The sequence below is a fragment of the Providencia sp. CIM-Carb-044 genome, assembly GCF_033901115.1.
Lineage (GTDB): Bacteria > Pseudomonadota > Gammaproteobacteria > Enterobacterales > Enterobacteriaceae > Providencia > Providencia hangzhouensis.
Map to the genome: position 1 here is coordinate 107,784 of NZ_JAXADV010000006.1, position 25,072 is coordinate 132,855.

Below are 25,072 nucleotides of genomic sequence, written 5' to 3' on the forward strand. Positions count from 1 at the left end.
ATAAAGGAAGCCTAATGACTTCGACTAACCATGAACTTGCTCCGCACCCATTCGGTACAGAGATTAAAATTCAAGAAATAGTTGAACAGTTTTCCACACATAAAGCATGGGAAGATAAATACCGTTTATTAATTCAATTTGCGAGAAAATTGCCAGCGCTGTCTGATGATGAAAAACTGCAAACTCAAGAGGTTAAAGGCTGCGAAAACCGAGTTTGGATTGGAGCACTTCTCAATGATGATGAAACATTTCATTTTTATGGGGATAGTGAAGGCCGAGTGGTGAAAGGGTTATTTACCATTTTGTTAGCGGCAATAGAGCAAAAAACAGCGAAAGAAATCATGGAAATTGATTTTAATAGCTTATTAGCTCAAACCGGCTTACCTAGCCAGCTCAGCGAATCCCGCCAAAATGGTATTCAATCACTCATTACGGCAATTCAAAATATTGCAAATGAAATGACACCTGCGTAATTCATTGAATGAGGCTATCTATCGCAATAGCCTCATTCACTTTACTGCTGTTCCATTTCCCGTTGTGATTTTGCTATCATCTTTTTAAGTGCATGTGAGACAGCAATAAACCCAAAACTGGCTGTAACCATAGTCACCGCACCAAAGCCTGAAGCGCAGTCCATACGCTTAGAGCCATCCGCAGTGCTTTTTGCCGCACACACAGTACCATCACTTTGCGGATAAACAAGCTGTTCAGTAGAAAAAACACAGTCAATCCCGAGCTTTCCTTTGCCATTTTTAACAACGTTAAAATCGGATTTTAAGCGTTCCCGCAACTTAGCGGCTAAAGGGTCTTGAACCGTTTTAGCTAGGTCTGTCACTTGAATCTGTGTTGGGTCGATTTGTCCACCAGCCCCACCTGTGGTGATAATGGGTATTTTAAAGCGTCTACAATACGCTAACAACGCAGCTTTAGGCCTTACACTATCAATGGCATCAATGACATAATCAAACCCCGTGCTAAGGTAGTGAGCGACATTATCAACAGTAATAAAATCATCAATAACATTCACTACACATTCGGGGTTAATTTCTAAAATACGATTTTTCATCACATCAACTTTTGGTTGCCCAACTGTCGACTTGATGGCATGTAATTGGCGATTGGTATTAGTCACACAAATATCATCCATATCAATTAATGTGATATGCCCAATACCTGAACGAGCAAGCGCCTCCGCGGCCCACACGCCTACCCCACCAATGCCAATGACACAAATGTGGGAACGTGCAAAAAGATGAAGAGCATGTTGCCCATATAAACGCCCGATCCCAGCAAAACGCTGCATCCAAGCATCAGAAAGCTTAGCTTGCATAATAACGAACAACCTCAGTTAAAACTGTAACTACATTGAACCAAATAGCGGCTGGCTTTTTTTCAGCACCCAAACTCGCCCGTAATGGTTATAAAAACCGGCCATTTTTCCGGCTTCATGGCCTATACCGTGGTAAATATCAAAATGATGCCCTTTAATCGCACCACCAACATCCAAGGCTACCATCATACGCATTTCGTACTGCCCCGTAAATTTCCCATTATTATCTAACACAGGGATCTCCGCGAGTAAGGCTGTTCCCGGTGGAATGAGAGTTTTATCTGATGCAACAGATGCTTTAGCAATTAAAGGAACCGCACTTGCGCCTCTAACAGGGACAAATGATTGCGGTTTAAAAAATACAAATGACGGATTTTCTTCTAATAGCTGGCGAACTTCTTGCTCGCTATGCTGATTCGTCCAATCATGGATAGCTTGTAATGACATTTGGCTCAGAGGAACTTCACCGCGGTCTACCAGCACTTTTCCGATACTTTTATAGGCGTGACCATTTTTACCTGCATAACCAAAGAAATTCAGTGGGCTGCCATCCCCAAAATCAACATAACCACTTCCCTGAACTTCCATCATAAAATTTTCAACCGGCGAATTACTATAAGCTAAAATTAAATGATCACTCAGGGCACCATTATAAATTGCCGCTCGGCTAGGTAAGCGTGTTTTTCCTTTTGGCGGCATACCGTACAACGGATAACGAAATTCACCTTGAGCCATACGGCGCGCCTCGATCACAGGTGTGTAATACCCTGTAAATTGTACGTTTCCATAATTATCAGCGCCTTCCATTTGGAAAGCGGTTAAATTGAAATTTGCCAATTGAGCCGGGTTCCCCCCCGCCATCAACCAGTTTTCTATAGCATGATAGGTATCGTTGTTATTTTTAAACAATCGCGGTGATGCATTTTTAATTTCATTAACTTGTTGATTAAAATCTGGCGCATTTATTGGTCGCCCCTGTACATTCACTTGATTTACTTTCTGTAAATCTTGTACTAAGCGACCATCTTTATATTGTTGGCCTTTATCCGTTGGATGGGTTTGGCATCCAGCTAATAAGGAAAGAAATACGCTGGTTACTAACCATTTTTTTACTATTTGTTTATTGACGATTTTTGTTAGCCCTATATTCATGCTCTACCACCCAAATAAATCCAACAATCCAATATGAAGCGCACAATAGCAAACCCAATTAGGGAATGAAACGTGTAAATATATTTAGTTAGGTTATTTTCCTCTCTCTACTCACTAAAGAGCAAAAAACAGGCAGACAGAACAGATTTTGTTCTGTAAATGCTAAATTTTGAAAAAAAAACACGAAAAAACTTGCATCAGATCTCATCCCGAGTATAGTGCCCGCATCGGACGCGGGGTGGAGCAGCTTGGTAGCTCGTCGGGCTCATAACCCGAAGGTCGTTGGTTCAAATCCAGCCCCCGCAACCAATTACTGATTAAATCAGTAAAGTAACAAAAAATCTGCAGTATAAAGTCGTAAAAATTCAGTCGCGGGATGGAGCAGCATGGTAGCTCGTCGGGCTCATAACCCGAAGGTCGTTGGTTCAAATCCAGCTCCCGCAACCAATTTTTTACCTCTTCAGTCGCGGGGTGGAGCAGCATGGTAGCTCGTCGGGCTCATAACCCGAAGGTCGTTGGTTCAAATCCAGCCCCCGCAACCAATTCTTTCAAATACCCTTTCTAATTCAATTACCTTTTTAGTACCACTATAATAAATTCTATTTTTACCCATCGATAAAAACAAAAAAAGGCGACTCACACACGTTTATCACCTTTCTTTATTTTAATCTGATTTAAATTAATTAGTTGCGAATTGCTAATGCACCGCCATTACGGAAATAAGCTTTTACCCCTTCAAAAATGGATTCTGCCATTTGTTGTTGGAATTTAGCTGTTTTCAATTTCCGCTCTTCTTCTAAATTACTAATAAAAGCCGTTTCAACGAGAATTGATGGGATCTCTGGAGCCTTCAACACCGCGAACCCGGCTTGGTCAACTCTATTTTTATGCAACTTGTTAACTTTTCCCATCCGTTTTAGTACTTCGTCACCAAATTTCAAACTGTCGTTAATCGTCGCTGTTTGCACGAGATCAAACATCGTATGGTCGAGATACACATCTCCACTTTTACTCACACCGCCCACTAAGTCCGCTTCGTTTTGTGTTTGTGCTAGGTAGCGAGCCGTATTACTGGTCGCACCTTTCGTTGATAGCGCAAAAACAGAAGAACCGCGGGCTGAACGGTTAGTAAACGCATCTGCATGAATTGAAACGAATAAATCAGCCTGCATTTTACGTGCTTTCGCCACTCGGACTTTTAACGGAATAAAGACATCTTCATTACGAGTCATATAGGAACGCATTTTAGGGTCTTTATCTATCAAAGCTTTTAAGCGCCGTGCGATCTGTAAAACCACATCTTTTTCACGTGTCTTATATTTGCCTATCGCACCAGGGTCTTCACCACCATGCCCTGGGTCGATCATAATAATAATGGGGCGATCCGTTCCTGCTTTTCCAGGCTTCTTCGCTTGAGCAGGCATGCTTTCCTCAAGATCACCTTTATTATAATCCTCAAGTAATGCCAATAGAGGATCATCATTGGTGTCAACACCTTTACCTGGATAAAAATCAAGAACTAAGCGGTGCTTAAATTCCGCAACAGGGGCCATCGAGAAGAATTGAGGACTAACTTTATTTTTAACTTCAAATACCAAGCGAACCGTTTTCGGATCAAATTGCCCAACTCTAACCAGTTTAAGGTAAGGATCACGTGTTTGAATTTGGGTTCCCATATCCTTTAATACATTATTTAACTGCACCCCTTCAAGATCGACCACAATACGCTCAGGGTTATTAAGCACAAACTGGCGGTACTTCAATGGAGTACTAGATTCCAATGTTACCCGGGTATAGCTGGATGCAGGCCAAATGCGCACAGCCACCACGCTGCTACTCGCAGAAAAACCGAATGGGCTAATGCTCAGTAACATAACTGCAGCTGCGCCCTGAATAAAACGACGCTTCGATGGGTTGTGATCTTGGTGACTCATCAATAATTCCGAACCTAGAACTGAAAAATAAAGTGATTTTAGGATAATTGCTAATAATTAGACTTGAAATACGCACTCTAACTAATCATTTGCACTCTGTCATTAAGAATATACCAAAGCATCTATAGAGTTACATTAATGAGTATAACCTAATCATACCGAGAGAAAATATTTGTGAGTGACTTTCTGTGTCAATTTTATGCAATTTAATTTTCGTAGAGTATATCTAGTTAAATTTAGAGATATGTAAACGATAAAAATAAAAATGTTACTTTTTTTATCCCATCTTTTACTTGATATTTCCCGACAAAAAGAATAAAAATACATTATTAACGAATAAAAATTCAATTAAGAGGGTTGTTATGAAAGAGCGCAGCACCGAGTTGGTTGATGAGTTTCGCCATTCGGTCCCTTATATAAACGCCCACCGCGGCAAAACATTCATTATTATGCTTGGTGGTGAAGCGATTGCGCATGAAAATTTTCCTAGCATTGTCAATGATATAGGATTATTGCATAGTTTAGGCATCCGAATTATTGTCGTTTATGGTGCTAGGCCTCAAATTGAGGATATCTTAGCTGAACACAAATATGATGCGGTTTATCATAAACATACTCGCGTAACAGATGCGAATACACTTGAATATGTAAAACAAGCTTCTGGAGCTTTACAATTAGATATCACGGCTCGGTTATCTATGAGCTTAGGTAATACCCCGCTTCAAGGCGCACATATTAATGTGGTTAGTGGTAATTTCGTTATTGCTCAACCTCTAGGGGTTGATGATGGCATTGATTATTGCCACAGCGGAAGAATCCGCCGTATTAATGAAGAAGCCATTAATAATCAGTTAGATAATGGTTCCATTGTGTTGATTGGGCCGGTTGCAGTCTCAGTCACAGGAGAAAGTTTTAATCTGACCTCTGAAGAAATTGCAACTCAATTAGCAGTAAAAATGAAAGCGGAAAAACTGATCGGTTTTTGCTCCTCACAAGGTGTAGTAGATAAAGAAGGCAATATTTTGTCCGAATTATTCCCAAATGAAGCAGAAAACCGTATTCAAGAGCTGGAATCTGAGGGCGATTACTACTCAGGAACCGTGCGTTTTCTACGTGGAGCCGCAAAAGCTTGTCGCCGGGGTGTCCGCCGTAGCCACCTATTGAGCTACCAAGAAAATGGTTCTTTAATTCAAGAATTATTCTCTCGCGATGGTATTGGTACCCAAATAGTCATGGAAAGCGCGGAACAAATCCGCCGTGCAAACATTAATGATATTGGTGGAATATTAGAACTTATTCGCCCATTAGAGCAGCAAGGGATTTTAGTTAGACGTTCACGTGAGCAATTAGAAATGGAAATTGATAAATTTACCATTATTGAACGTGATAACTTAGTCATCGCTTGCGCGGCGCTTTACCCTTACCCAGAAGAAAAATTAGGTGAAATGGCATGTGTCGCTGTTCATCCTGATTACCGTAGTTCATCTAGGGGAGAGGAGTTACTGCACCGTATTGCCGTACAAGCAAAACAATTTGGTTTAGACAAGCTATTTGTACTAACAACTCGTAGCATCCATTGGTTTCAAGAGCGTGGTTTTACCCCCGCGGAGATTGAGATGTTACCAATGAAAAAACAGGCTTTATATAACTACCAGCGCCGCTCTAAAATATTGATTTTAGATTTAAAAAACCAAGCTGATAAGTAAATATTAGAATATTCAAAATGATTGCTATTTAGTCAATTACTTTAACCCCAAACTATACAAGGATGCATAGTTTGGGCTATGGCTTTAACACAAATGAATAGCCACTAAGCTATCTGAATAACCCTTGCTTTTTCACACAAAGGAATGGAGTCTAAATGCGGCTGTATTGCAGCTTTCATCTCAGCGAAAGAAGTACCATAAAAATAAAATGCCGTTTCTGTCGGGCCATCCCAGACCCCGTGAATACTCCCAATATCTTCCACTGCTTCATCTAGAGTATCGAATACTTCATTGATATCCCCATTTTCATAAACGTCATCAGCGAGCTCTGTCCCGTTGAAATAAATAGCCATGCCTTCATCTGAGCCAAAATCGATTCGAACATCTTCGCCATGAATGAATAAACGAGAGCCCTTTGGAGCTAACATTGAAGAAAAAAGTTGAATAATTAAACTGATATTTTCGTCACTAGCTTCTTCAAGTGCTATTTCTATATCGCATTCTTGCGCTTCGCCATTATCACTTAATAATGTTCCACCACCTGTAACATGGATATTTTTACCCATGCTTTTCATGACTTCATTAAATGCATCTTCTAAATCACCACGCCTAATCGGTTCAAGTCTTGCATTTAATGTTACTGTAATTGCCGTCATTGCTTGCTGGTTATCCATCTCATTACCTTTACTTTTGGGTTAAATATTCACGTAACTTACATATAAACTAGTCACATTAATTGGGTCGCTAAACCACTTCGCCGCTTGGTTGGTGTTTCAACTGCTCGACGTAATACCTTTGGGCTGCCATAAAGAGATAGCTCTTTTTTAGCTCGAGTTATCGCCGTATACACCAGCTCACGAGTCATTACGGGAGAATATACATTTGGTAAAACTAATGCGGTATGAGCAAACTCCGAACCTTGTGATTTATGAACGGTCATTGCATAAGCTGTTTCATGTTGTGGAAGTCGGTTAGGTTGTACCCCACGAATAGTCCCATCTGGAAATTGAAAATAGGCTCTCAGTGTATTTTCTTCATCCGGTAAAATGATGCCTATATCCCCATTAAAGAGTCCTAATGGGCTGTCATTACGGCTAATCATAATTGGCCGGCCTGCATAGTGTTTATTCAATAAATTATATGGACGGTTTATTATCCCTTGCCTATGAAATAATTTTTCCAATTTATCGTTAAGGCCAATGACGCCAAAAGGGCCTTCTCGCAGAGCTGTTAGTACCCGATATTGGTTAAATTTTTTCAAAACTTGCTCAGGATCTTCTTTATTTTTAACCGCTAATAGATATTCCTTATAATTTTCAGCGGCATCTAATAAAATTTTCGCGTAATCATCTGCGGTTTCTTGAATATAACTATGTACATCTGGCCGCTGCTGATTTAGTAACTGTTGAACTCTAGAAACATTACCTTCATTTACAGCAAAAGCGAGTTGGCCAATCCCTGAATCTGCCGAAAAACGGTAGCTTTTACGTAGCAAACATAGGCTATCACGAATAACTGGGCCGCTTGGTGATGCATAAGATTCAACTGAATGCCCTGTTAACGCCGAAAGTTGGGACGCTCTTTCTGCACTATAACCGTTATCAGCAAACTGACAGATATCCCCTAATACTGCCCCTGCCTCGACTGAGGCTAATTGGTCTTTATCACCTAGAAATATTAACTTTGCATTTTCAGGTAATGACTCAAGTAATTTGCTCATCATGGGTAAATCTACCATTGAGGCTTCATCAACAATCAGTACATCAAGAGATAAACGATTATCTCGGTTATAGCGAAACTGCTGGCTCTCAGGTTGAGCCCCTAGTAAACGGTGCAATGTTTTTGCATGATTAGGCAAAACAGCGCGTTCTTCATCGGTTAAAGGCATTTTTTTCATCGCCTCGCCGAGGGACTCCGTCAACCTAGCTGCCGCCTTACCGGTTGGAGCTGCCAACTCTATTCTAATTTTATGGTGATACTTAGTTTCAAGTTTAATTAATGCAGCAAGGATACGTGCAACTGTTGTGGTTTTTCCTGTTCCTGGCCCCCCTGATATAATTGACACCTTACTCGTTACAGCAACTGCTGCTGCAACTTTTTGCCAATCTATATCATCAGTAATGGGAAATAAGCTGTCTAGTACATTCTTAATTTGAACATTATTTTGCTTATCTATTAATGTATTAGAGAAAAATTTCGCAACATACTGCTCATATTGCCACATCCGTTGAAAATATAAATATTCCCCTGAAAGCACCAAAGGAGAGATTTTGTTTTCTGTTGATAATGACACTGCATTTGCTTGTCTGAGCGTTTGATAGAGCTCTTGCTCACTCGGCTCTCCCATTTTTTGCCAAAACGCAGTTGCTAACTCTGGGTGCCTTCCCGCAAACAATTTTTCGGGGTCAACATCCGCCAGTGCTAGGCAAACGTGCCCAACCATAGTTTCTGCGCTAAGGAGTGCGGCAATCATAAGTACTATAGGACACTTATCATCAGAAATGCTGTAAGCAAATTGCACATCTAGAGGTGTAAAGATATGCTTCTCAATAGCTTGATTAAATAGGGACTTCATTAAGTTGCTTCCCCTTGCTGAACATTTTTAAATAAGCTATCTAACGCTTCAATAAAAGGCTCTATAGGGCGATAAAAGAAAATGCCGTTACTTGAGTGAATATTATCTATGCCTCGTAAAAATAAATAATAAACGCCACCAAAATGAGTTTCATAATCATAATTAGGCATTCTTTGCTTGAGGTAACGATGTAACGCTAACAAATATAGTTGATATTGCAAATCATAGCGGTGGTCTATCATCGCTTCAGCCATGGCTTCTTGGGTATAAAAACTGGCATCTTTCCCTAAATAATTTGATTTATAATCAAGAAGATAAAATTTGCCTTTCCAGTAAAAGGTGAGGTCAATAAACCCCTTTAAAATACCCTGAACTCTCTCAAAATTTAGCGGAGGACAACGTTGTGATAATGGGTCATATTGGTGCGTTATCTTATCTAAATGACTGGCACTCAATAGGGAATCAATAGGGAGATAAAACTGCATTTCATCCAATTGGTCTTGAGCCTGTAATGCAGATAAACATAAGCCGTCTTCTGATAGTGGTGCCTGTACAATTGCATGCAGCCATTCTTGCAGCATTGGTGCCCACTGTATGTCAAACCCTGAGGATTCAAGTTTTTCAGACAACCATTCTTGAGAAACATGCCCACTAAAATCAATCTCCTCCATCAAGTTATGCAAAAATGTTCCCGGTGATGCACCTTTAGGAAATTGATGAGGAGTTAGGATAAGAGACTCGTCTTCCTGTTGCTCCACATCAACACTAGCCTCAATATCCATATTAGGGGCTAATGAATTAGCAAATTGCAATGCTGAAACTGATTCTTCTGATTCAGTATGGCTTGAACCGTAACTTAACCCAGAATAGCTGGTAACACGCCAATGGTCATTAAAATGACGAGTCACTGCTCTTGCCGATAAGTTTACGCTATCATTTTGTTCTAACAATACGCGTTCCGACTTAGGCTGATTAATCACTGCAACATCAATAACGTCATTGCTAATTTCAGCCAGCATATCATTCAGTAGTAGGCTATCTCCTGCTTGCCCTTTTTGGATGACGTAACCCAGCGCAGATAAGTGTAAATCGGTTTCACCACTTTTTTTTCTGTTACCTTTAATTAATGGTGCAATACCGACACTACAGTGATAGATAGCCCTTGTGAGTGCTACATATAATAAGCGTAGGTCTTCCGCTAGACGCTCTTCATCAGCTAGAGCAACATTTTCTTCACTATCGTTTAAATCTAGCCGTACTGCATAATCCGTTCTATCGTGATATAAACCTTTAGATTGGGGTAGAAAATTGCTCGCAAAAGGCAACCAAACAATCTTATATTCAAGGCCCTTAGATTTATGTATGGTACTGATCTGCACCAAATGTTTATCACTTTCAAGACGCATTTGTTGTACGTCAGATTGATGATCAGGATGGGCAATTTGTTGCGCTAGCCAACGTGTTAGTGTGTGCTCACCTTCAAGCTGTAATGACATTTCTTGTAACAGCTCACCAATATGCATCACATCCATTAAGCGACGCTCTCCATCAGCACCTGATAACAACGTTTCTGCAATTTGCCTCTGCGCCATGACCATTCTAAGCATGGGGAGCACGCCTCGTTTTTGCCACACCATGCCATAACGAGCAAATTCATCTACAATTTTTTCCCACGATTTTTCATCATGGTTTAGGTCATCAATTTGTTTAGCGGTTAAACCCAATATTCCTGTCGCCAATGCACTTCGTAAAACACGTTCTTTTTCTGGTGTTAAAACTGCCTGTAGTAACCACAGTAAATCTCTCGCTTCTGGTGTTGAAAATACACTTTCCCGATTAGATTGAAACACAGAAGGGATATTTAACCGATTTAAAGCATCACGAATCAATACTGCTTCACGTCGGCTACGAACCAACACAGTAATATCAGAAGCTTCTACAGGAGTATGTGCTCCTTTATTGTCAAAATAGCTACTACCCTGAAACCCGCCTTGTAAATATTGTGCGATTTGCGCTGCACATTGTGAAGCTGTTGCCTGTTCATATTCAGCAACTGAGACACCTTCTGCTTCCACTTGCCAAAATGTAAGTGCTTTGACCACTTCGCCATCATGAATAAGTTTTTTACCGCTATTTTGCTTAGCGAAATTAACGGGTTGAAAAGGAATTTGCTCAAAAATAAATGGTGACTGACAGCGGCCAAATAAGTGATTAATAGCTTCAACCATATTTTGCGATGAACGATAATTAGTCTCTAATGTATAGTGAGCACTAACTTCATTTTTTGCTTCGATATAGGTGAAAATATCTGCGCCCCGAAAAGCATATATAGCTTGTTTAGGGTCGCCGATGAAAAGTAATGCGCTGTCATTAACTTCCCGATAAATTCTTTGAAAAATACGGTATTGCTGTGCATCTGTATCTTGAAACTCATCTATCATCGCAACAGGAAATCGTTGACTAATAGCTTGAGCTAAAAATTTCCCACTTTCTTGAGCAAGAGCACCGTCTAAACGGGTCAATAAATCATCAAACCCCATTTCACCACGATTATGTTTTTCATTAGTAATCGCTTCCCTCACCTCTGAAATGGCCAGTGGAATAACCAGATCTTTTAGAGTTAATGATTGAGAAAGTAGCTCATCTATACTTTGGAAAACAATATGTTCTGGCCCTAAGCCACTTTTTGATTTTTTATGTAATACCGTTTGTGAGAAACGTTCAAGATCTTTAGGAAGCTGATAATCTTCTGTTTTTTCTTGAGCCCATTCGCCTATTTTTATCAGCCATGTAGGTAGAAAACGAGTACTATAACTTCGTTTATCCACATCTGAATCAGTGATAAGCTTCTCAAAATCCGCTGAGTTTTCTAACCAGGCCGTTTTAACTGACTCAATTAACAAGATTAGCCGCTGATGCCGTTCTTCTAGAGTTTCTACTTGTTTCGGTTGGTTAATAATTAAAGGAATGTCACCCTGCAAGAAAGGTTTAATCTCCGAAAGTAATGCTTCAGGACTAGTCCACAGTGACTGAATGACTTTCGTCATGGAGTAATTCAGAGGATAAAAATGGCGGCGCCAAAAGTCTGCACAAGCTTGTTTTTGAATCGGAAATTCATCTTGAATCATTGTTTGTTCGAACAATACTCCCGACTCAAATGCATTATGAACTAGCATTCTTTGGCAAAAACCATGGATAGTATATATCGCGGCTTCATCCATTTGCCTTTCCGCTGCCTGCAACCATTGCGCAGCGAATTTTCTTTGGGATTCCCCCGAAAGCTCAGCTAATAATTCAAGATACTCAGGCTGCGACTCGAAACCAACGCCATTTCTTAAGCAAACTAAGCGCATATCATGAATACGTTGACGAATACGTCCCCGTAACTCATTCGTCGCAGCCTCAGTAAATGTTACAACTAAAATTTCTTCAACACTTAACGGCCTAGGAAACGCATTAACGCCTCCCAGACCTAATAAAAGCCGCAGATAAAGTATACCAATTGTATATGTTTTACCCGTTCCTGCAGATGCTTCGATTAACCGCTGCCCACGCAGAGGTAAGGAAAAAACATTCAGTAATTGGGACTCTACCTGCACTTTATTCACTCAGCATCTTCCTTTATTGGTAAAATCTTTTGCAACTGAGAAGCTGTTGGGTAAAGCACCCAATCTTTCAGATGAGCATACCCTACTTTAGTATCAACTCCTTGGCCTATAACTTGGGAGCTTACTGCTAACCCCTTGTGCTTTATAACTGCATTTTCATAATACTCAATGACTTGTTCTTTCGTTGCTGTCCCTAAAGTTGCAATAACTTTTTCACGAGTATCAAAACTGAAAATATTTCTCGAAAAATCAGATGAATAACGGCCTACCTCCTCATAGAATGTTTGAGGTGGTTGATTCATCTCCGTGATAATGGATTGTTTATATTGATTAAATTCATCTATCGGCAGCTTTTTCAGTTTCTCTAATGCTTGAAGATAAAATTGTTGGTAACGAGTATTCAAGTAACTCGGTGTTTTGGCATTACTTTGAATTAAAAAGCCCATTCCCCACTGATCCCCCAGCCCTGCTTTAAAAGCAAATACTGCGTAACCCAGTTGCTCATTGGTTCTTAATTGGTCATAAAACCAAGGCTGAATTACCTTAGAAAGAATACCTGATAATACTGCGCCATCAATGCGGCTATAACCGTCTGGAATAAAGACTTCAACAAGTGCATTATCTGAGCTATTCCCCTGTTTATGGAAATCTGCTAGGTAATTTTTGTCGATAACTACAATATCACCACGCCACCAATTGGTACCTTCGCTCTTTAATAATTGCTGTGCATCTTTAATAGTTTTAATGCTTTGCGACTCAGTCATATTACCAAAGACCAGCGCTTGTAATGCTGCACTTTTAACTATCATTTCACGGTAGTTAGTGATGTCTTGCAATGAAATTTTATCTAGCTCGGCTAAACGTTGTTCTTGCTCAAAATAAGGTACACTATTAATACGCTGAAGCGGCTGCATGGCTAGCTCATAAGCTTTCGCATTATTAGCAACTTCAATTTGCTCTTTATACCAAGATTTCGCTTGAACTAATTCTTGTTCCGTTGGCTCAAAATTCAGGTATAGCTTTATCATGGATAAAAAGAGTTCAGGTAAATGTTGGGTGTAACCACTGGCATTTAATTGCAGACCGATTCCCTGAGAAACAGAGACAGACATGCCAGCTACAGATGCCTGATATTGCAGTTCATCCATTTTCAATGAAGCGATATATTGTAATAAAGAGCCCGTTACTTGTTGCTTAGCATCTTTATCACCTTGGTTAGAACGTAATGATAAAGTGATACTCGCCTTTGGCTCATCTGCAAAATATTGACTTGGCATATATAACACTCGTGTATTGCCATCTTGATAGATGAATTCGGGGTGTTTATAAACCTTATCAGCTTTAATTAGTGATAAATTATCAGCAATATACGGGTTTAAAGCAGGTAATTTAAAATTCATTTTAGATTCTAAACTTGCCCAGGTTTTAAATTGTTTTGCTGTGATTTTATTGACCTGATACGGTGCATCGACAAAATAGGCTTTTTTGTTATTCGGTTCATTTGGACTAATAAACCAAATCCTCGCCTCTTGCGCAGTGAGCTCTGATAAACGCTGTTTAATCGCTTCAGGGTCATACTTATCTGCAATGTAATCTGAATCAAGAACATGATTAACAGGAACATCAATCATTTGGTCTGATAACCATTCAATGTAGTTCATATCCCTGACAATTGAACCATAACGGAATGATAAATTGAGAACTTTTGCTATTTCATCAAAGTAACTTTTATTGACCCCATCATTTTTAATTAACTCAAGATAAGAAAAGATAGCTGCAATAATTTCGTCTCTTTCTTGTAACCCTTTATCAGTCAATGTCACATAAATAGAGAATGAACCATAGTTTCTATCTAAATTTGGAGTGGCAGAGGCACTGATACCTTCAGCAAGTCCTTGCGATATTAACCAATCAGCCAATGTTCCGGGGCTTCTATTACCAATTAAGTAACTAATATAGTTGTCACTTTTACTGCGAAAATCTGCCATATTATTTTTAATACTGAATTCAATTTGTATGGCTTTTTGCGGTTGCGCTGGCACATAATGAATAATAATGCCTTTTTCATTATCCGTTACTGCTGGGATATTAACAGCGGGAACACTTGCGTTAAAATTAGGTATACGCCCAAATGTTTCCTGTGCAATATTCGCTAATGATTCGATAGATTGGTCGCCGTAAAGCACTGCATTCATTAGGTTTGCAGAATAATACTGCTTATAAAAACCCACAAGCTCATCTTGTAGTTTGCTATTAGGTTTATCTTTCAGAGTCTCTAAATTCCCCCCCGAAAAACGTGAGTTCGGGTGTAATGGGTTCAATGTTTCAGAACGTACTTGCCATATACGCATCCCGTCACGAGAACGTGCCATTGTAAGTTCTGCATTAACTGCATTACGTTCTCTGTCTGCATTAATCGGGTCTAAAAGTGGCTCAGCTAATGCGTCTGCAAGCCTATCCGTCGCTTCTTTTAATGCACCATTTTCAACTTCAAAGTAATAAGCAGTACGATGAGAAGCGGTACTTGCATTATGGCTACCACCGTGTTTTTGCAAAAATTCAGAGAAACTACTTGGCTCTGGGTACTTTTTGGAACCCATTAAAACCATATGCTCTAAATAATGAGCCAGCCCTAATTGGCTATTTGGGTTTTCAATACTACCAACAGGTATCGATACCGCAGCCAATGATTTTGTTGCTTTGGCATCTGATACCAATAAAACCGTCATATCATTACTAAGTTTGATGGCTTTATATTCCCTAGGGTCTCTTTCACTTTTATTTACTGTTTCAGGCAAAACTTGCCAAAGTGGTTGCGCTGCTATTGCTTGACCACCGAAAAAAATTATCAGTAATAAAAATAGATGAGCGATATTTTTGGATAAATATTGCATCCTTTGTTGCTCTCCTGTCATTTCAAGTATTTTGTCATCGGTAATAAAAACCGTTGAGTGTTTGATAACAAAGATTTAATCATCGCATCATCAATGCTTCTACAAGTTCTTGACACATAATCGTCTTCCATCTCACCTTTTTGCATCTGACTTCCTTGTAAGCTTTGGAGCAAAGCAGATAATGCTTTTTGTTGAATTTCTTCACTCGAAAAATCGTACTGTTTTGTCTTTTTATCAAAGCAAGCTTTAACCCAACTCCAACCACTTTGAGAAAGAAGAATTAACGGGGAATTAAACCCTTCACAATAGCCTACGACTAAATCTTGTAGATAAGCCAATGCATCTTCTTTGCTAATAGCAGCAAACTGCCAAATACTATTATCTCTTCCTAGTGCAAGGCTTTCCCCTTCACCAATTTGCGAGTTAAATAGCAAATGTTCCACCCATAGCTGTACCCCATCATTAGCAGTTAAGTAAGCCGGGCGATATCGTACCATTCCTGTTTCATGAATATTTTTCAATAAACCAGTAATTTTTATCCCATTTAACTGAAAATCTAATGGATAATCAAATAGCTGCATATCATGTTCTTTAACTTTTTCAGCTAATGGCGATATCTCGTTCAACTGCTGTTCCCAAAAAAGTTGACCAAATTGCCTAGCAGGCAGCTGACCCGATGCTTTTAAAGCAGAATAAAAAGGCTCAATGTTCTTATCTTTGACAAGTAAATCTAAAATTTGATCATTAATTTTATATCGTTGTAATCTACCTAAGTTAAATGGCTCTTCTTCTGGCAGTTCGGTTTCTTCAATAGAAAAATGGACTTTCAAACGCTGTTGAAAAAATGCCCTGATAGGGTGACGATAAAATCGTAATAATTGTTCTAAAGAAATTTCAGTAATGGGCTCTCGAGTTTCAAGTATTGAACAAAATGGTTCATCAACTTTATTTGTTGTTTTTGCGGCAGGTAACCACTCACTCGCAAAACTCTGATAAGGCGTTTCAGGCAAGAAATTTTCTTTTGCGAATGGGACTCTATTATGCTGGATGACCAGATGCTCACTTAATCGTTTAGCGCTTTCATCAATAGTCAAAGTTTCATCACCAACTAAACAAAAGCTTTGGCAAATATAATCAATTAATTCAGTAACTAATACCGATGGATTACAAGGCTGATTATCACGAATAGAAAGCCCAATATAACTAACATAAAGTTGTTTAGATGCTGAATTTAATGCTTCTAAAAATAGGTATCTATCATCGTCCCGGCGTTTTCGGTCTCCACGAACAGGTTTTTCCGCCATCAAGTCAAATCCTAATGGTGGTATATTTCGCGGATAAGCACCATCATTCATACCCAGTAAGCAGACAACTTTAAATGGTACTGAACGCATTGGCATCAAAGTGCAAAAATTAACGGCTCCAGCCAAGAAACGTTGACTAATTTTTTCATCATCAAAGCGAACTGAAAGTTCATCACGAATTAAACGCAATGGAACTTGTTCTTCATATCCTGAAATTATCGCATTATCAATGATTTGATGCCACTGTTCTGTTAATAGTGCGAGAACAAGTTCAGTTTCCCCATCAACCATAAAGTAGCTATCAAGTAGTTGCTGACAAAGTTCTTTCCACTCTTCAAGTAGGCGTTCTTGTGCTAATAAAGAGCGCCATTCTCTTAGTGTATTAATTAATAGCGCTAATTTCCCGGCAAGCTGGGCGGCTAAGCCACTGCACTCATCATAAGGTAAAATACCATTCCACGGGCCATTTCTGCTATCCATTGCATAGCCAAGCAACATTCTACTTAAGCCAAATTCCCATGTATTTTGCCCTATCACTGGTAAAGCAAAAGAACGTACATTATCGTCATCAAGCCCCCAGCGGATCCCTGATTCATTAACCCAGCGGCGTAATAAACTTAACTCGCTTTCATCAATACCAAAACGTTGAGAAAAAGCAGAAACTTCAAGTAGGCTAAGAACTTGCTCCGTTGAAAAACGACTCTGAGGTAAGTCGAGTAGCATAATAAATGCTTGTAAAATTGGGTGAGCTTGCAGTGCTTTTCTATCTGAAATTGAAAATGGGATATAACGAGTTGATGCCGTATTACCAAAAACAGCCTGAATATAGGGTGCATAGCTGTCAATATCGGCCACCATGACTATCACATCACGCGGTGTTAGCGATGAATCTTGCTCAAAGAGAGAAAGCAAATGATCTTGTAATACCTCGACTTCACGCTGTGCACTATGACATAAATGGAATGTTATCGAATCATCTAGCTCATTGATTGGTCGTTTACCAATACTCGTTTCATAATTTTCTAATGTTGTCCCTAATTGAGCATGGTTTTCGAGATCTAAAATATCCTGCTGAACATTCTCTAATAAATTGGCTCGTTCAGTATCAACATAGGCCGAAATTTCATTCGCATTATTGATTTGAGAAATAAAGTATAGGTTGTCTCTACCTAACCTTCCCCACGAGGCGAGTAGTGGATTTGCGATATCCTGTTCGCCATTTTCATTAAATAAATTAGGAATATGCTCTTCGAGTTTAAAGCGTGAAATTTCATGTTTATCAAGATAATGACGAAGTTTCCTTTGCTGCAACCTAGCTAAAAACGACGCGCTTTGAATGTCCCCCCAATAATAGCGACATGGGTTAGTGAACATTAAATGAACATCTGTATGTTCTGCTATTGCATTGATAGCTTGTAGATAAACAGGTGGAAGAGATGAGATACCGCAAATAAAAATACGCTTTGGCAGCAATTTTCCTAAATCAGGGTTCAATGATAATGTATCAATAAAATGTTGATATAAATTAGCTCGATGCCAAGGTGGCTGTTTTAGTTCATTTGAATATTCAACAAGGCACTGCCATAGACGTTTTTGCCATAGTTGATTTTCACTTAGCCCCTCTATTAGTTCATTTTTTTGCCATACTCCAACCCATTGTGGGCGATAAACCAAATATTGGTCAAATAAATCAGCAATCCTACCAGCAAGCTGATGAAGTTTACGTTTATCTGTATCTTCTTGAAGATAATGCTTTAAAGGTTCAAATTCTTCCTCATTAATGACAGTTGGCAATATTGTCATTAGTTTCCATGTCATAGCTTGCTTGGTATAAGCGCTTTCTTTTGGAATATCCGGTAAGACTCGCCTAAACATGTCCCAAATGAACGTTGCAGGTAAGGGATAGTTAATATTTGCAGCAATACCAAACTGCTTAGCAAGTTCGATTTGCAGCCATTGTGACATTCCGGGGCTTTGTACTAAAATTATTTCTTGCTCAAAAGGGTGAGAAAGTGGTTCATTTTTCATTAAATGAGTCATTAGATCTTTTAATAAATCTAATTGATTAGAATGATACACTTGGAACATAGTACTCTCCTGTTGAGCAATACCAACGGCTTAATGAAAATGGCTGTTTTTTTATCGTTAACGATACCATTAACTCAGTACAGTTATCGGCTCGCGGTAAGCGAGTTGTTTGTATTTTCCACTCAGGGTAACGCAAATTTGGATCTATGGAAGAATTTTTCTCCCCTGATATTGGTTCCCCTAACATTGAGCTTTTCTCTAATGTACTATGTAACACTCTAATGGCCGAAGAATTCATATACAATTTATTAAAATTCAATATGATATATTGCGAATAGTTTACCAAAGCTACCAGTGAAATAGCAAAAATAACCACGCCAATCATTGCCTCTACTAATGCAAATCCTTGCTGCTTTGTTTTCATTAGCAAAATCCTTTTTTTATCACTGGGCAATAATCTAACCACCCTTTTTTACGAGAGAAAAACTGTTGCTTATTTGCATCCCATACTACCCATCGATAAACTTTAATATCATTCCCTAAGCGATAATGACTTTGCCCCGACAGCACGAAATCCACCCCTTTGTAATGTTTTAAGCAACTTTTCCATTGTTGATTTTCCTCTTTCTGGCAAACCCAACGCTTTAATCCTCTATATTGACTATCCCAATGTAATGTTCCCCCCCAAGCAAGAGCTGACTCTGCTTTATTAAAAGCATCGAAATATTTAATTTCCTTATGCAACTCATCCCGAGCTCGTTCTTGGAAAAAATGCACCGATTTAATCAATAATGTGCCTATTGTGATAAAAATAATAACCATAAGTAGAGAAACGTTTCCCTGTTGTTGCTCTATATTCTTCATAGATTTCTAACTAAGACCGCTATCCGGTAATTAAATGTTTGATTAGGTAATAACTCTGTTTTAAGGCTTATTTCCATTTCAAGTAATTGGGTATTTTCCCGCCAATCAAATGCTAATTTTTTAACTTTGATTAGCTTCTCATCAAATAATGATTGCCAACGAGTCCCATCACAATTTCGGACATTTCGATTAGACTCTAATTTTTCATTATTTAACCGATAACCAAAATAATCAGAATCTTTAGATTTGGATTTAATATCTTCCCACCTACCCGATAAATCTTGGTCATAAGCAAAAATAATGCACGAGTTATTCCCTTTGCTTAAAAATTTTGATGTGATTTTTAAAGGTTCTTCACCACAATTTAGGCTACTACAGTAACCTATCCTTCTAAAATCTTTTTCCATATTTATCAATGTTTGCCTTATATCCTTGTCTATTTGGTATTGAATGTAAGTTCGATAGGTTTGCTTAAATAATGTAGGAATAGCACTCATCGCTGATACACAAACAATGCTACTGATAGCCATTGCCATTAATATTTCAATGAGTGTAAATCCCTGCTGTTTTTTTAATTTATCGTTATTTAAGGGATTCAACATTTAGGTACCCCTGTCATTTTTTTATGACTACAGCTTCTAATACGGCCTAATGAAGAAATATAAATTGTGATTTGCTGATCCTGATTTTTTAGCTCTATGCTAAAAGCACGGATCGTTCCCTGCTTACCATATAGCTGAATTGAAGTACGGCTTGCTTTACTAAGTTCTATTCCTTGGTGCCTTTTTGCTGTTAACTTGCCAACCTCTTGCTTGCTGTTCGCATCTTTAACATCAAGCTGCCAATCATTTCTACCAGCCTTAACGGATAATATTTGATACCTATTTAAATAGACACCTTCTGTCATTTGGCTATAAATAAACTCAGATACTTGCCTAGCCGCATCGATTAACCGCTGCCTTTCTACTTGCTGTTGCCATTGATATAAACCAGAAAAAATAACAAAAGAACAAATAAATAAAACAATCATAATCTCAATTAAGGTGAAACCACGCTGCGTTGTATTTAATTCAACTTTCATTTTGTTGTGACCCCACTTTTTATATGCAAGACAGAGATTGCCAAAAAAAATCTGTCTAGCGAGGTTTGTCATTACAAACTGCATAACGCTTCGCAACAAAATAAATAAATGCATAACAATACAAGTCAATTTGCGAGCTGCTTCGCAAAGAAATAGTTAATTCAAAATAAATGCAAGAAAGTAAATTAATTATGAACCAAGATAAAATTCATTAAGAAAGATGGGATAGATAAAGGAGGGAGGTTGATGAAATGTAAAAACACAATACTAAGATGGCTTTTCGATAAAACCATCTTAGTAAACAATTTATTCGCTAATCAAACAGTAAACGGATATTTGATAGCCTCATGGCACTGGTACCCTTCGAGAGTAAAATCATCCGAAGTCACCCATGTTTCGAGGTCTTCTAATGACTGAATTTTGGGGTTAATAAACAATGAAGGGGAAGCAAACGGCTCACGTTTTAGTTGGACATCACGCATTAAAGTCAGTTGGTTTTCATAAATATGTGCATTCACAATTTTATGGTAAGCCTTACCTGCTTTATGCCCTGTAATACGAGCCATTAGAGCGAGTAAAACAAAGCATTGTACTTGGTTGAAATTTAAACCGAGCGGTACATCACAGCTACGTTGGTAAGATGTTAAATGTAAGGTATCACCTAACAATGAAAAAGTATGAGTATGCATGCAGGGACGCAAGCAACCCATTTCAAATTCACCAGGGTTATAAAAAGTGATAATTTCTGCGCGGTCATCAATTCCATTTTTTAAGTTATTGACGACTTTTTTCAGCTGATCTAAATGTGTTCCATCTGGGCGTTGCCATGAGCGCCCTTGAACACCATATACGCGGCCCATATCATCCTCACCTTTGCGATAAGGGTTATTCAGCCATGCTTGGTTCTCATTTGCATTGGCATTCCATGTATTACAACCAATTTCACGAAATTGAGCCGCATTGTCGTAGCCACGTAGATAACCAAGAAGCTCAGCTATCGCCGCTTTATAAAAGCTTTTACGAGTCGTAATCAAGGGGAATTGATTATTGCCCACATCATATTCAAGGTCAGCGTTAATAACGGTTAAACAACGAACACCTGTTCGTTTATTCTCAACCCATTGCCCTTCATCAATAATACGTTGGCATAAATCAAGATACGGCTTCATAGTGACTCTCTTTTAAAAAAATAACTTAAGTGGCTAACCTTTGTCTTGCTGTACTTCATTGCTTTATTTACAAAATAGTTATATTCAACAGACTAAGTTAGCCCCAATAATTGTATTTATTAACTCTTTGTAGGCTCTTTTAGTGGCTTATGGGCTGGCACATTTTTGCCATATTTGTAAGCCCAAACAATCATCAGAACTCCAATAATAATCATCGGAATTGATAGAATTTGTCCCATACTAATACCACCAAATAAACCAAGCTGTGCGTCTGGTTGCCTAAAGAATTCAACTATGATCCTAAATGCACCATAACCAATCAAGAATAACCCAGAAACACTCCCCATTGGACGAGGTTTACGCACAAATAAGTTCAAAATAAGGAACAGAACAATTCCCTCTAAGAACATTTCATAAAGCTGTGATGGGTGTCTTGGTAGCACACCATACTGCTCTAATATGGGTAATAACGAAGGGTCCTGTGCGGCAAGTTGAATATCTTCACTGCGTGAATGTGGGAATAAAAATGCCCATGGCGTATCGAGTGTTACTCGTCCCCATAGCTCCCCATTAATAAAGTTCCCAATACGGCCCATGCCTAAGCCAAATGGGATCAATGGTGCAACAAAGTCAGATACTTGCAGGAAACGACGGCGAGTACGGTGAGCAAACCACATCATGGCACATATCACACCGATTAGGCCGCCATGGAAGGACATGCCACCATCCCAAACCTTAAATAGATATAAAGGATCGTCAAGAAAAACAGGGAGATTATAAAAGAAAACGTAACCTAACCGACCACCGACAAATACGCCAACAAAGCCAACATACAGCAAGTTTTCTACTTCGTTTTTTGTCCAGCCACTATTGGGTTTTGCAGCGCGACGCCCTGCTAGCCAAAGGGCAAAAACAAAGCCAACAAGGTACATAAAGCCATACCAGTGTAACGATACTGGCCCAATTGAGAACATAACAGGATCTATTTCCGGAAATGCTAAGTAGTTGTTACTCATTGTTCCCCACTTTTTAATCATTAAGCCAACTACTCGTCGACTATTACGTATTCAACAGGCTTCAATTTGTGAAGCCCCTGAAGCATACAACAAAAAGTATAGTCATTTATACTTGATATTTTTCAAACTAAACCAAATTAAATACTTACATCTTGTTGTAAGTTAAATCCCACCACGTACAAAACCGCCTAAATGGTGTTGCTCCATAAATTCACTCGCCTCTAGCCTGACACTATCACTCGTTTCCGCAGCCAATAACTTCGGTACTAACTGCGACATCAAGGTTGGGTCAAGCTGGCGGATTAAATATTTCATGCGAGGAACACTACGCCCACTCATACTTAAGGAGCGATATCCTAGAGCAATTAATACCATTGCGCTGAGTGGCTGCCCTGCCATTTCCCCACAAACACTTACAGGGAGTTGAAGGCGTTGGCACTCTTCACTTACTTTTGCTAAAAAGCGCACAATTGAGGGATGAAGATTATCATATAGCGCCGCTACATGGGTGTTATTACGGTCAACAGCAAGTAAATATTGTGTAAAGTCATTAGTCCCGATAGAGATAAAATCAACGCGTTTTTTTATTTCCGGTAATAGAAATAGCAAAGAAGGAACTTCAAGCATAATACCAATTTGGGGCATCTCAACTGGCATTTTTAATAAAAAACTCACTTCGTCTCTTGCTCTTTTTATCAGCAAAATTGCTTCGTCTATCTCATTAACACTGGTCACCATCGGTAATAAAATACGTAAATTACCCGAGAGCATATTCGCCCGTAACATAGCCCTTAGCTGGATTAAAAAAATCTCGGGCTGGTCCAGCATGATGCGAATACCGCGCCAGCCTAAGCTTGGGTTTTCTTCGCTAATTGGCATGTATGGCAACTGTTTGTCCGCCCCTATATCAAGGGTTCTTAACACTACAGGCTTGGTAGGGAAAAGTTGTAAAACTTCTTTATAGAGTTGTTTTTGCTCATCTTCCGAGGGAAAACCATTGTGCAACATAAAAGGCAGTTCAGTACGATACAGGCCAACGCCATCAACCCCTGTGTTAATCTGTTGCTCGTAGCGCGGACTTAAGCCTGCATTAAGGTAAATATGAACTTGTTCGCCGCCTTTAAGTGCTGCATCTTGTTCAAGAGTTCCTTCCGCTAAGCGACTAATAACATTTTCTTCTTCAATGATTTGCTGGTATTCCTGAACAATTAAATTTTCAGGTTCAATAAAGAGCTCACCACGGTAACCATCTAATATTAAATGGCGGTTATGTAATAACGAAGGCTCAATATCCGCCCCCATAATCGCAGGAATTCCCATAGCTCTGATTAAGATAGCTGAATGAGAATGCGTTGCTCCGTCACGCACAACTACACCGGCAAGTTGTTCAATAGGTAACTCAGCCAATACACTAGCACTTAATTCATCAGCAACTAAAATAAAACGTTCTGGCCATTGCTCATTTGCGGTAAGTGAATCATCAAGATGAAATAATAAGCGTTGACCTAATGCTTTTAAATCTGCCCCTCTTTCCCTTAAATAAAGGTCACGCAGGCGAGAAAACTGCTCTACATAATTTTCAATGACTGTTTTAACTGCCCATTCAGCGGTTGCGTTATCATTGATGGCGGCAAACAGGTGTTTTTTTAGCTGTGGGTCACTAAGCAAATGATTGTAGAGATCAAATATCGCCGCACTTTCTTTTGCTGAGCTCGCCATAAAACGTTTACTAATACGACGACATTCCGCTGTAGCACTTTCAAGGGCGACGACAAGGCGTTGTTTTTCTTTATCGATATCAATAGCGCTTGCTTGAAAAATACTATCTAAAGAAGGTTGGGAACTATCTTGCCATCCATAAGCCATTGCAATTCCTTGTGATACAGGAATCGCTTTAATTCTATTTTGTCGATATTGCCCAAAAATACCTTTTGCTTGTGCTTGCGACAAAATCACGGCGAGTTGCATCGACAGCGTTACCATGAAAGATTCTTCGGTTTCATTAAACAAGCGTTTTTCCCGTTGCTGTACGACCAGCACACCTAATAATTGGCGACGGTATACCACGGGAACACCTAAGAAAGCTTTTAATTGTTCTTCTTTAAGCTGAGGCAGGAATTTATATTGAGGGTGTTCACGAATATCGGCTAGATTGAGCATTTCAGATTGGCGCCCTACGGCCCCTACGACACCTTCATCAAAACCTAGACGAATAGCAATCCCGCTAGGTTTTTTTAACCCGCGGGTTGCCATTAAGTAATAGCATTGGCGAGGGTGATCAGCTAAATAAATGGAACAAACGTCTGTTCTCATTGCTTTGCAGGTCTCATTCACCAACACTTCTAGCGCATCAGTCAAACTTGTCGCCATTGCAACTTTTTCGACAATTTCACGTAAACGCGTCAACATAG

The 25,072-nt window shown here is 39.2% G+C and carries 17 protein-coding genes and 3 tRNA genes; 5 read left to right on the forward strand and 15 right to left on the reverse strand.

Annotated features, from left to right (window positions below):
* Nucleotides 1–14 precede the first annotated feature (14 nt).
* Complete coding sequence (csdE, locus tag SJ312_RS13525) at nucleotides 15–473, forward strand: cysteine desulfurase sulfur acceptor subunit CsdE (RefSeq protein ID WP_094961126.1); 459 nt, start codon at nucleotides 15–17, stop codon at nucleotides 471–473.
* Nucleotides 474–514: 41 nt separating this feature from the next.
* Here the strand turns inward: csdE and tcdA are convergent, their stop codons facing one another.
* Nucleotides 515–1,330 carry a tRNA cyclic N6-threonylcarbamoyladenosine(37) synthase TcdA gene (tcdA, locus tag SJ312_RS13530; protein ID WP_004257579.1) on the reverse strand — a complete coding sequence of 272 codons (816 nt, stop codon included), beginning with the start codon at nucleotides 1,328–1,330 and terminating at the stop codon, nucleotides 515–517.
* A 30-nt stretch (nucleotides 1,331–1,360) separates the two neighbouring features.
* On the reverse strand, nucleotides 1,361–2,482 hold the full coding sequence (mltA, locus tag SJ312_RS13535) for a murein transglycosylase A (protein WP_004257581.1): 1,122 nt from the start codon (nucleotides 2,480–2,482) through the stop codon (nucleotides 1,361–1,363).
* A gap of 232 nt (nucleotides 2,483–2,714) precedes the next feature.
* Between mltA and SJ312_RS13540 the strand changes: the two genes are divergently transcribed.
* The 3 genes from SJ312_RS13540 (at nucleotide 2,715) to SJ312_RS13550 (ending at nucleotide 3,024) form a co-directional block, all read left to right on the forward strand.
* A tRNA-Met gene (locus tag SJ312_RS13540) sits at nucleotides 2,715–2,791 on the forward strand.
* 61 nt (nucleotides 2,792–2,852) lie between these two features.
* Nucleotides 2,853–2,929 (forward strand) — tRNA-Met (locus SJ312_RS13545).
* 18 nt (nucleotides 2,930–2,947) lie between these two features.
* Nucleotides 2,948–3,024 (forward strand) — tRNA-Met (locus SJ312_RS13550).
* A 141-nt stretch (nucleotides 3,025–3,165) separates the two neighbouring features.
* Here the strand turns inward: SJ312_RS13550 and amiC are convergent.
* Nucleotides 3,166–4,416, reverse strand: coding sequence for an N-acetylmuramoyl-L-alanine amidase AmiC (gene amiC, locus SJ312_RS13555; RefSeq protein ID WP_004257585.1), 1,251 nt, complete (start codon nucleotides 4,414–4,416; stop codon nucleotides 3,166–3,168).
* A gap of 362 nt (nucleotides 4,417–4,778) precedes the next feature.
* On the opposite strand from amiC, the gene argA reads away from it, so the two are divergent.
* The gene (gene argA, locus SJ312_RS13560; RefSeq protein WP_036957996.1) at nucleotides 4,779–6,122 is read left to right on the forward strand and encodes an amino-acid N-acetyltransferase; all 1,344 of its coding nucleotides are present in this window, start codon (nucleotides 4,779–4,781) and stop codon (nucleotides 6,120–6,122) included.
* A 104-nt stretch (nucleotides 6,123–6,226) separates the two neighbouring features.
* Here the strand turns inward: argA and SJ312_RS13565 are convergent, their stop codons facing one another.
* The 12 genes from SJ312_RS13565 to ptsP all read right to left on the reverse strand — a co-directional run bounded on the left by SJ312_RS13565 (nucleotide 6,227) and on the right by ptsP (nucleotide 25,070).
* The gene (locus SJ312_RS13565; RefSeq protein WP_094961122.1) at nucleotides 6,227–6,796 is read right to left on the reverse strand and encodes a hypothetical protein; all 570 of its coding nucleotides are present in this window, start codon (nucleotides 6,794–6,796) and stop codon (nucleotides 6,227–6,229) included.
* A 53-nt stretch (nucleotides 6,797–6,849) separates the two neighbouring features.
* Complete coding sequence (gene recD, locus SJ312_RS13570) at nucleotides 6,850–8,697, reverse strand: exodeoxyribonuclease V subunit alpha (protein WP_110591279.1); 1,848 nt, start codon at nucleotides 8,695–8,697, stop codon at nucleotides 6,850–6,852.
* Nucleotides 8,697–12,305, reverse strand: a complete 3,609-nt coding sequence (recB, locus tag SJ312_RS13575) for an exodeoxyribonuclease V subunit beta (protein ID WP_110591278.1) — start codon at nucleotides 12,303–12,305, stop codon at nucleotides 8,697–8,699. Before recB ends, recD begins: the two co-directional genes overlap by 1 nt.
* A complete protein-coding gene (ptrA, locus tag SJ312_RS13580) occupies nucleotides 12,302–15,199 on the reverse strand; it encodes a pitrilysin (RefSeq protein ID WP_319868012.1) in 2,898 nt (965 codons plus the stop codon). Before ptrA ends, recB begins: the two co-directional genes overlap by 4 nt.
* A gap of 17 nt (nucleotides 15,200–15,216) precedes the next feature.
* Nucleotides 15,217–18,591 carry an exodeoxyribonuclease V subunit gamma gene (gene recC / locus SJ312_RS13585; protein WP_319868014.1) on the reverse strand — a complete coding sequence of 1,125 codons (3,375 nt, stop codon included), beginning with the start codon at nucleotides 18,589–18,591 and terminating at the stop codon, nucleotides 15,217–15,219.
* A complete protein-coding gene (locus SJ312_RS13590; protein WP_110591275.1) occupies nucleotides 18,569–18,955 on the reverse strand; it encodes a prepilin-type N-terminal cleavage/methylation domain-containing protein in 387 nt (128 codons plus the stop codon). The genes recC and SJ312_RS13590 overlap by 23 nt, the downstream gene beginning before the upstream one ends.
* Nucleotides 18,955–19,395 carry a DUF2509 family protein gene (locus SJ312_RS13595; RefSeq protein WP_110591274.1) on the reverse strand — a complete coding sequence of 147 codons (441 nt, stop codon included), beginning with the start codon at nucleotides 19,393–19,395 and terminating at the stop codon, nucleotides 18,955–18,957. The genes SJ312_RS13590 and SJ312_RS13595 overlap by 1 nt, the downstream gene beginning before the upstream one ends.
* Entirely contained in the window at nucleotides 19,392–19,997 is a 606-nt protein-coding gene (locus tag SJ312_RS13600) for a prepilin peptidase-dependent protein (RefSeq protein ID WP_004257611.1), read from the reverse strand. The genes SJ312_RS13595 and SJ312_RS13600 overlap by 4 nt, the downstream gene beginning before the upstream one ends.
* Nucleotides 19,991–20,476: a prepilin-type N-terminal cleavage/methylation domain-containing protein gene (locus tag SJ312_RS13605; protein WP_036957998.1), complete on the reverse strand. Its 486-nt coding sequence runs from the start codon at nucleotides 20,474–20,476 to the stop codon at nucleotides 19,991–19,993. The genes SJ312_RS13600 and SJ312_RS13605 overlap by 7 nt, the downstream gene beginning before the upstream one ends.
* 317 nt (nucleotides 20,477–20,793) lie before the next feature.
* Nucleotides 20,794–21,645 (reverse strand): thymidylate synthase, encoded by an 852-nt coding sequence (locus tag SJ312_RS13610; RefSeq protein WP_094961114.1) that lies wholly within the window; start codon nucleotides 21,643–21,645, stop codon nucleotides 20,794–20,796.
* A 119-nt stretch (nucleotides 21,646–21,764) separates the two neighbouring features.
* Entirely contained in the window at nucleotides 21,765–22,661 is an 897-nt protein-coding gene (gene lgt / locus SJ312_RS13615) for a prolipoprotein diacylglyceryl transferase (protein WP_094961113.1), read from the reverse strand.
* A gap of 162 nt (nucleotides 22,662–22,823) precedes the next feature.
* Complete coding sequence (gene ptsP / locus SJ312_RS13620) at nucleotides 22,824–25,070, reverse strand: phosphoenolpyruvate--protein phosphotransferase (protein ID WP_319868019.1); 2,247 nt, start codon at nucleotides 25,068–25,070, stop codon at nucleotides 22,824–22,826.
* Between the last annotated feature and the right edge of the window lie 2 nt (nucleotides 25,071–25,072).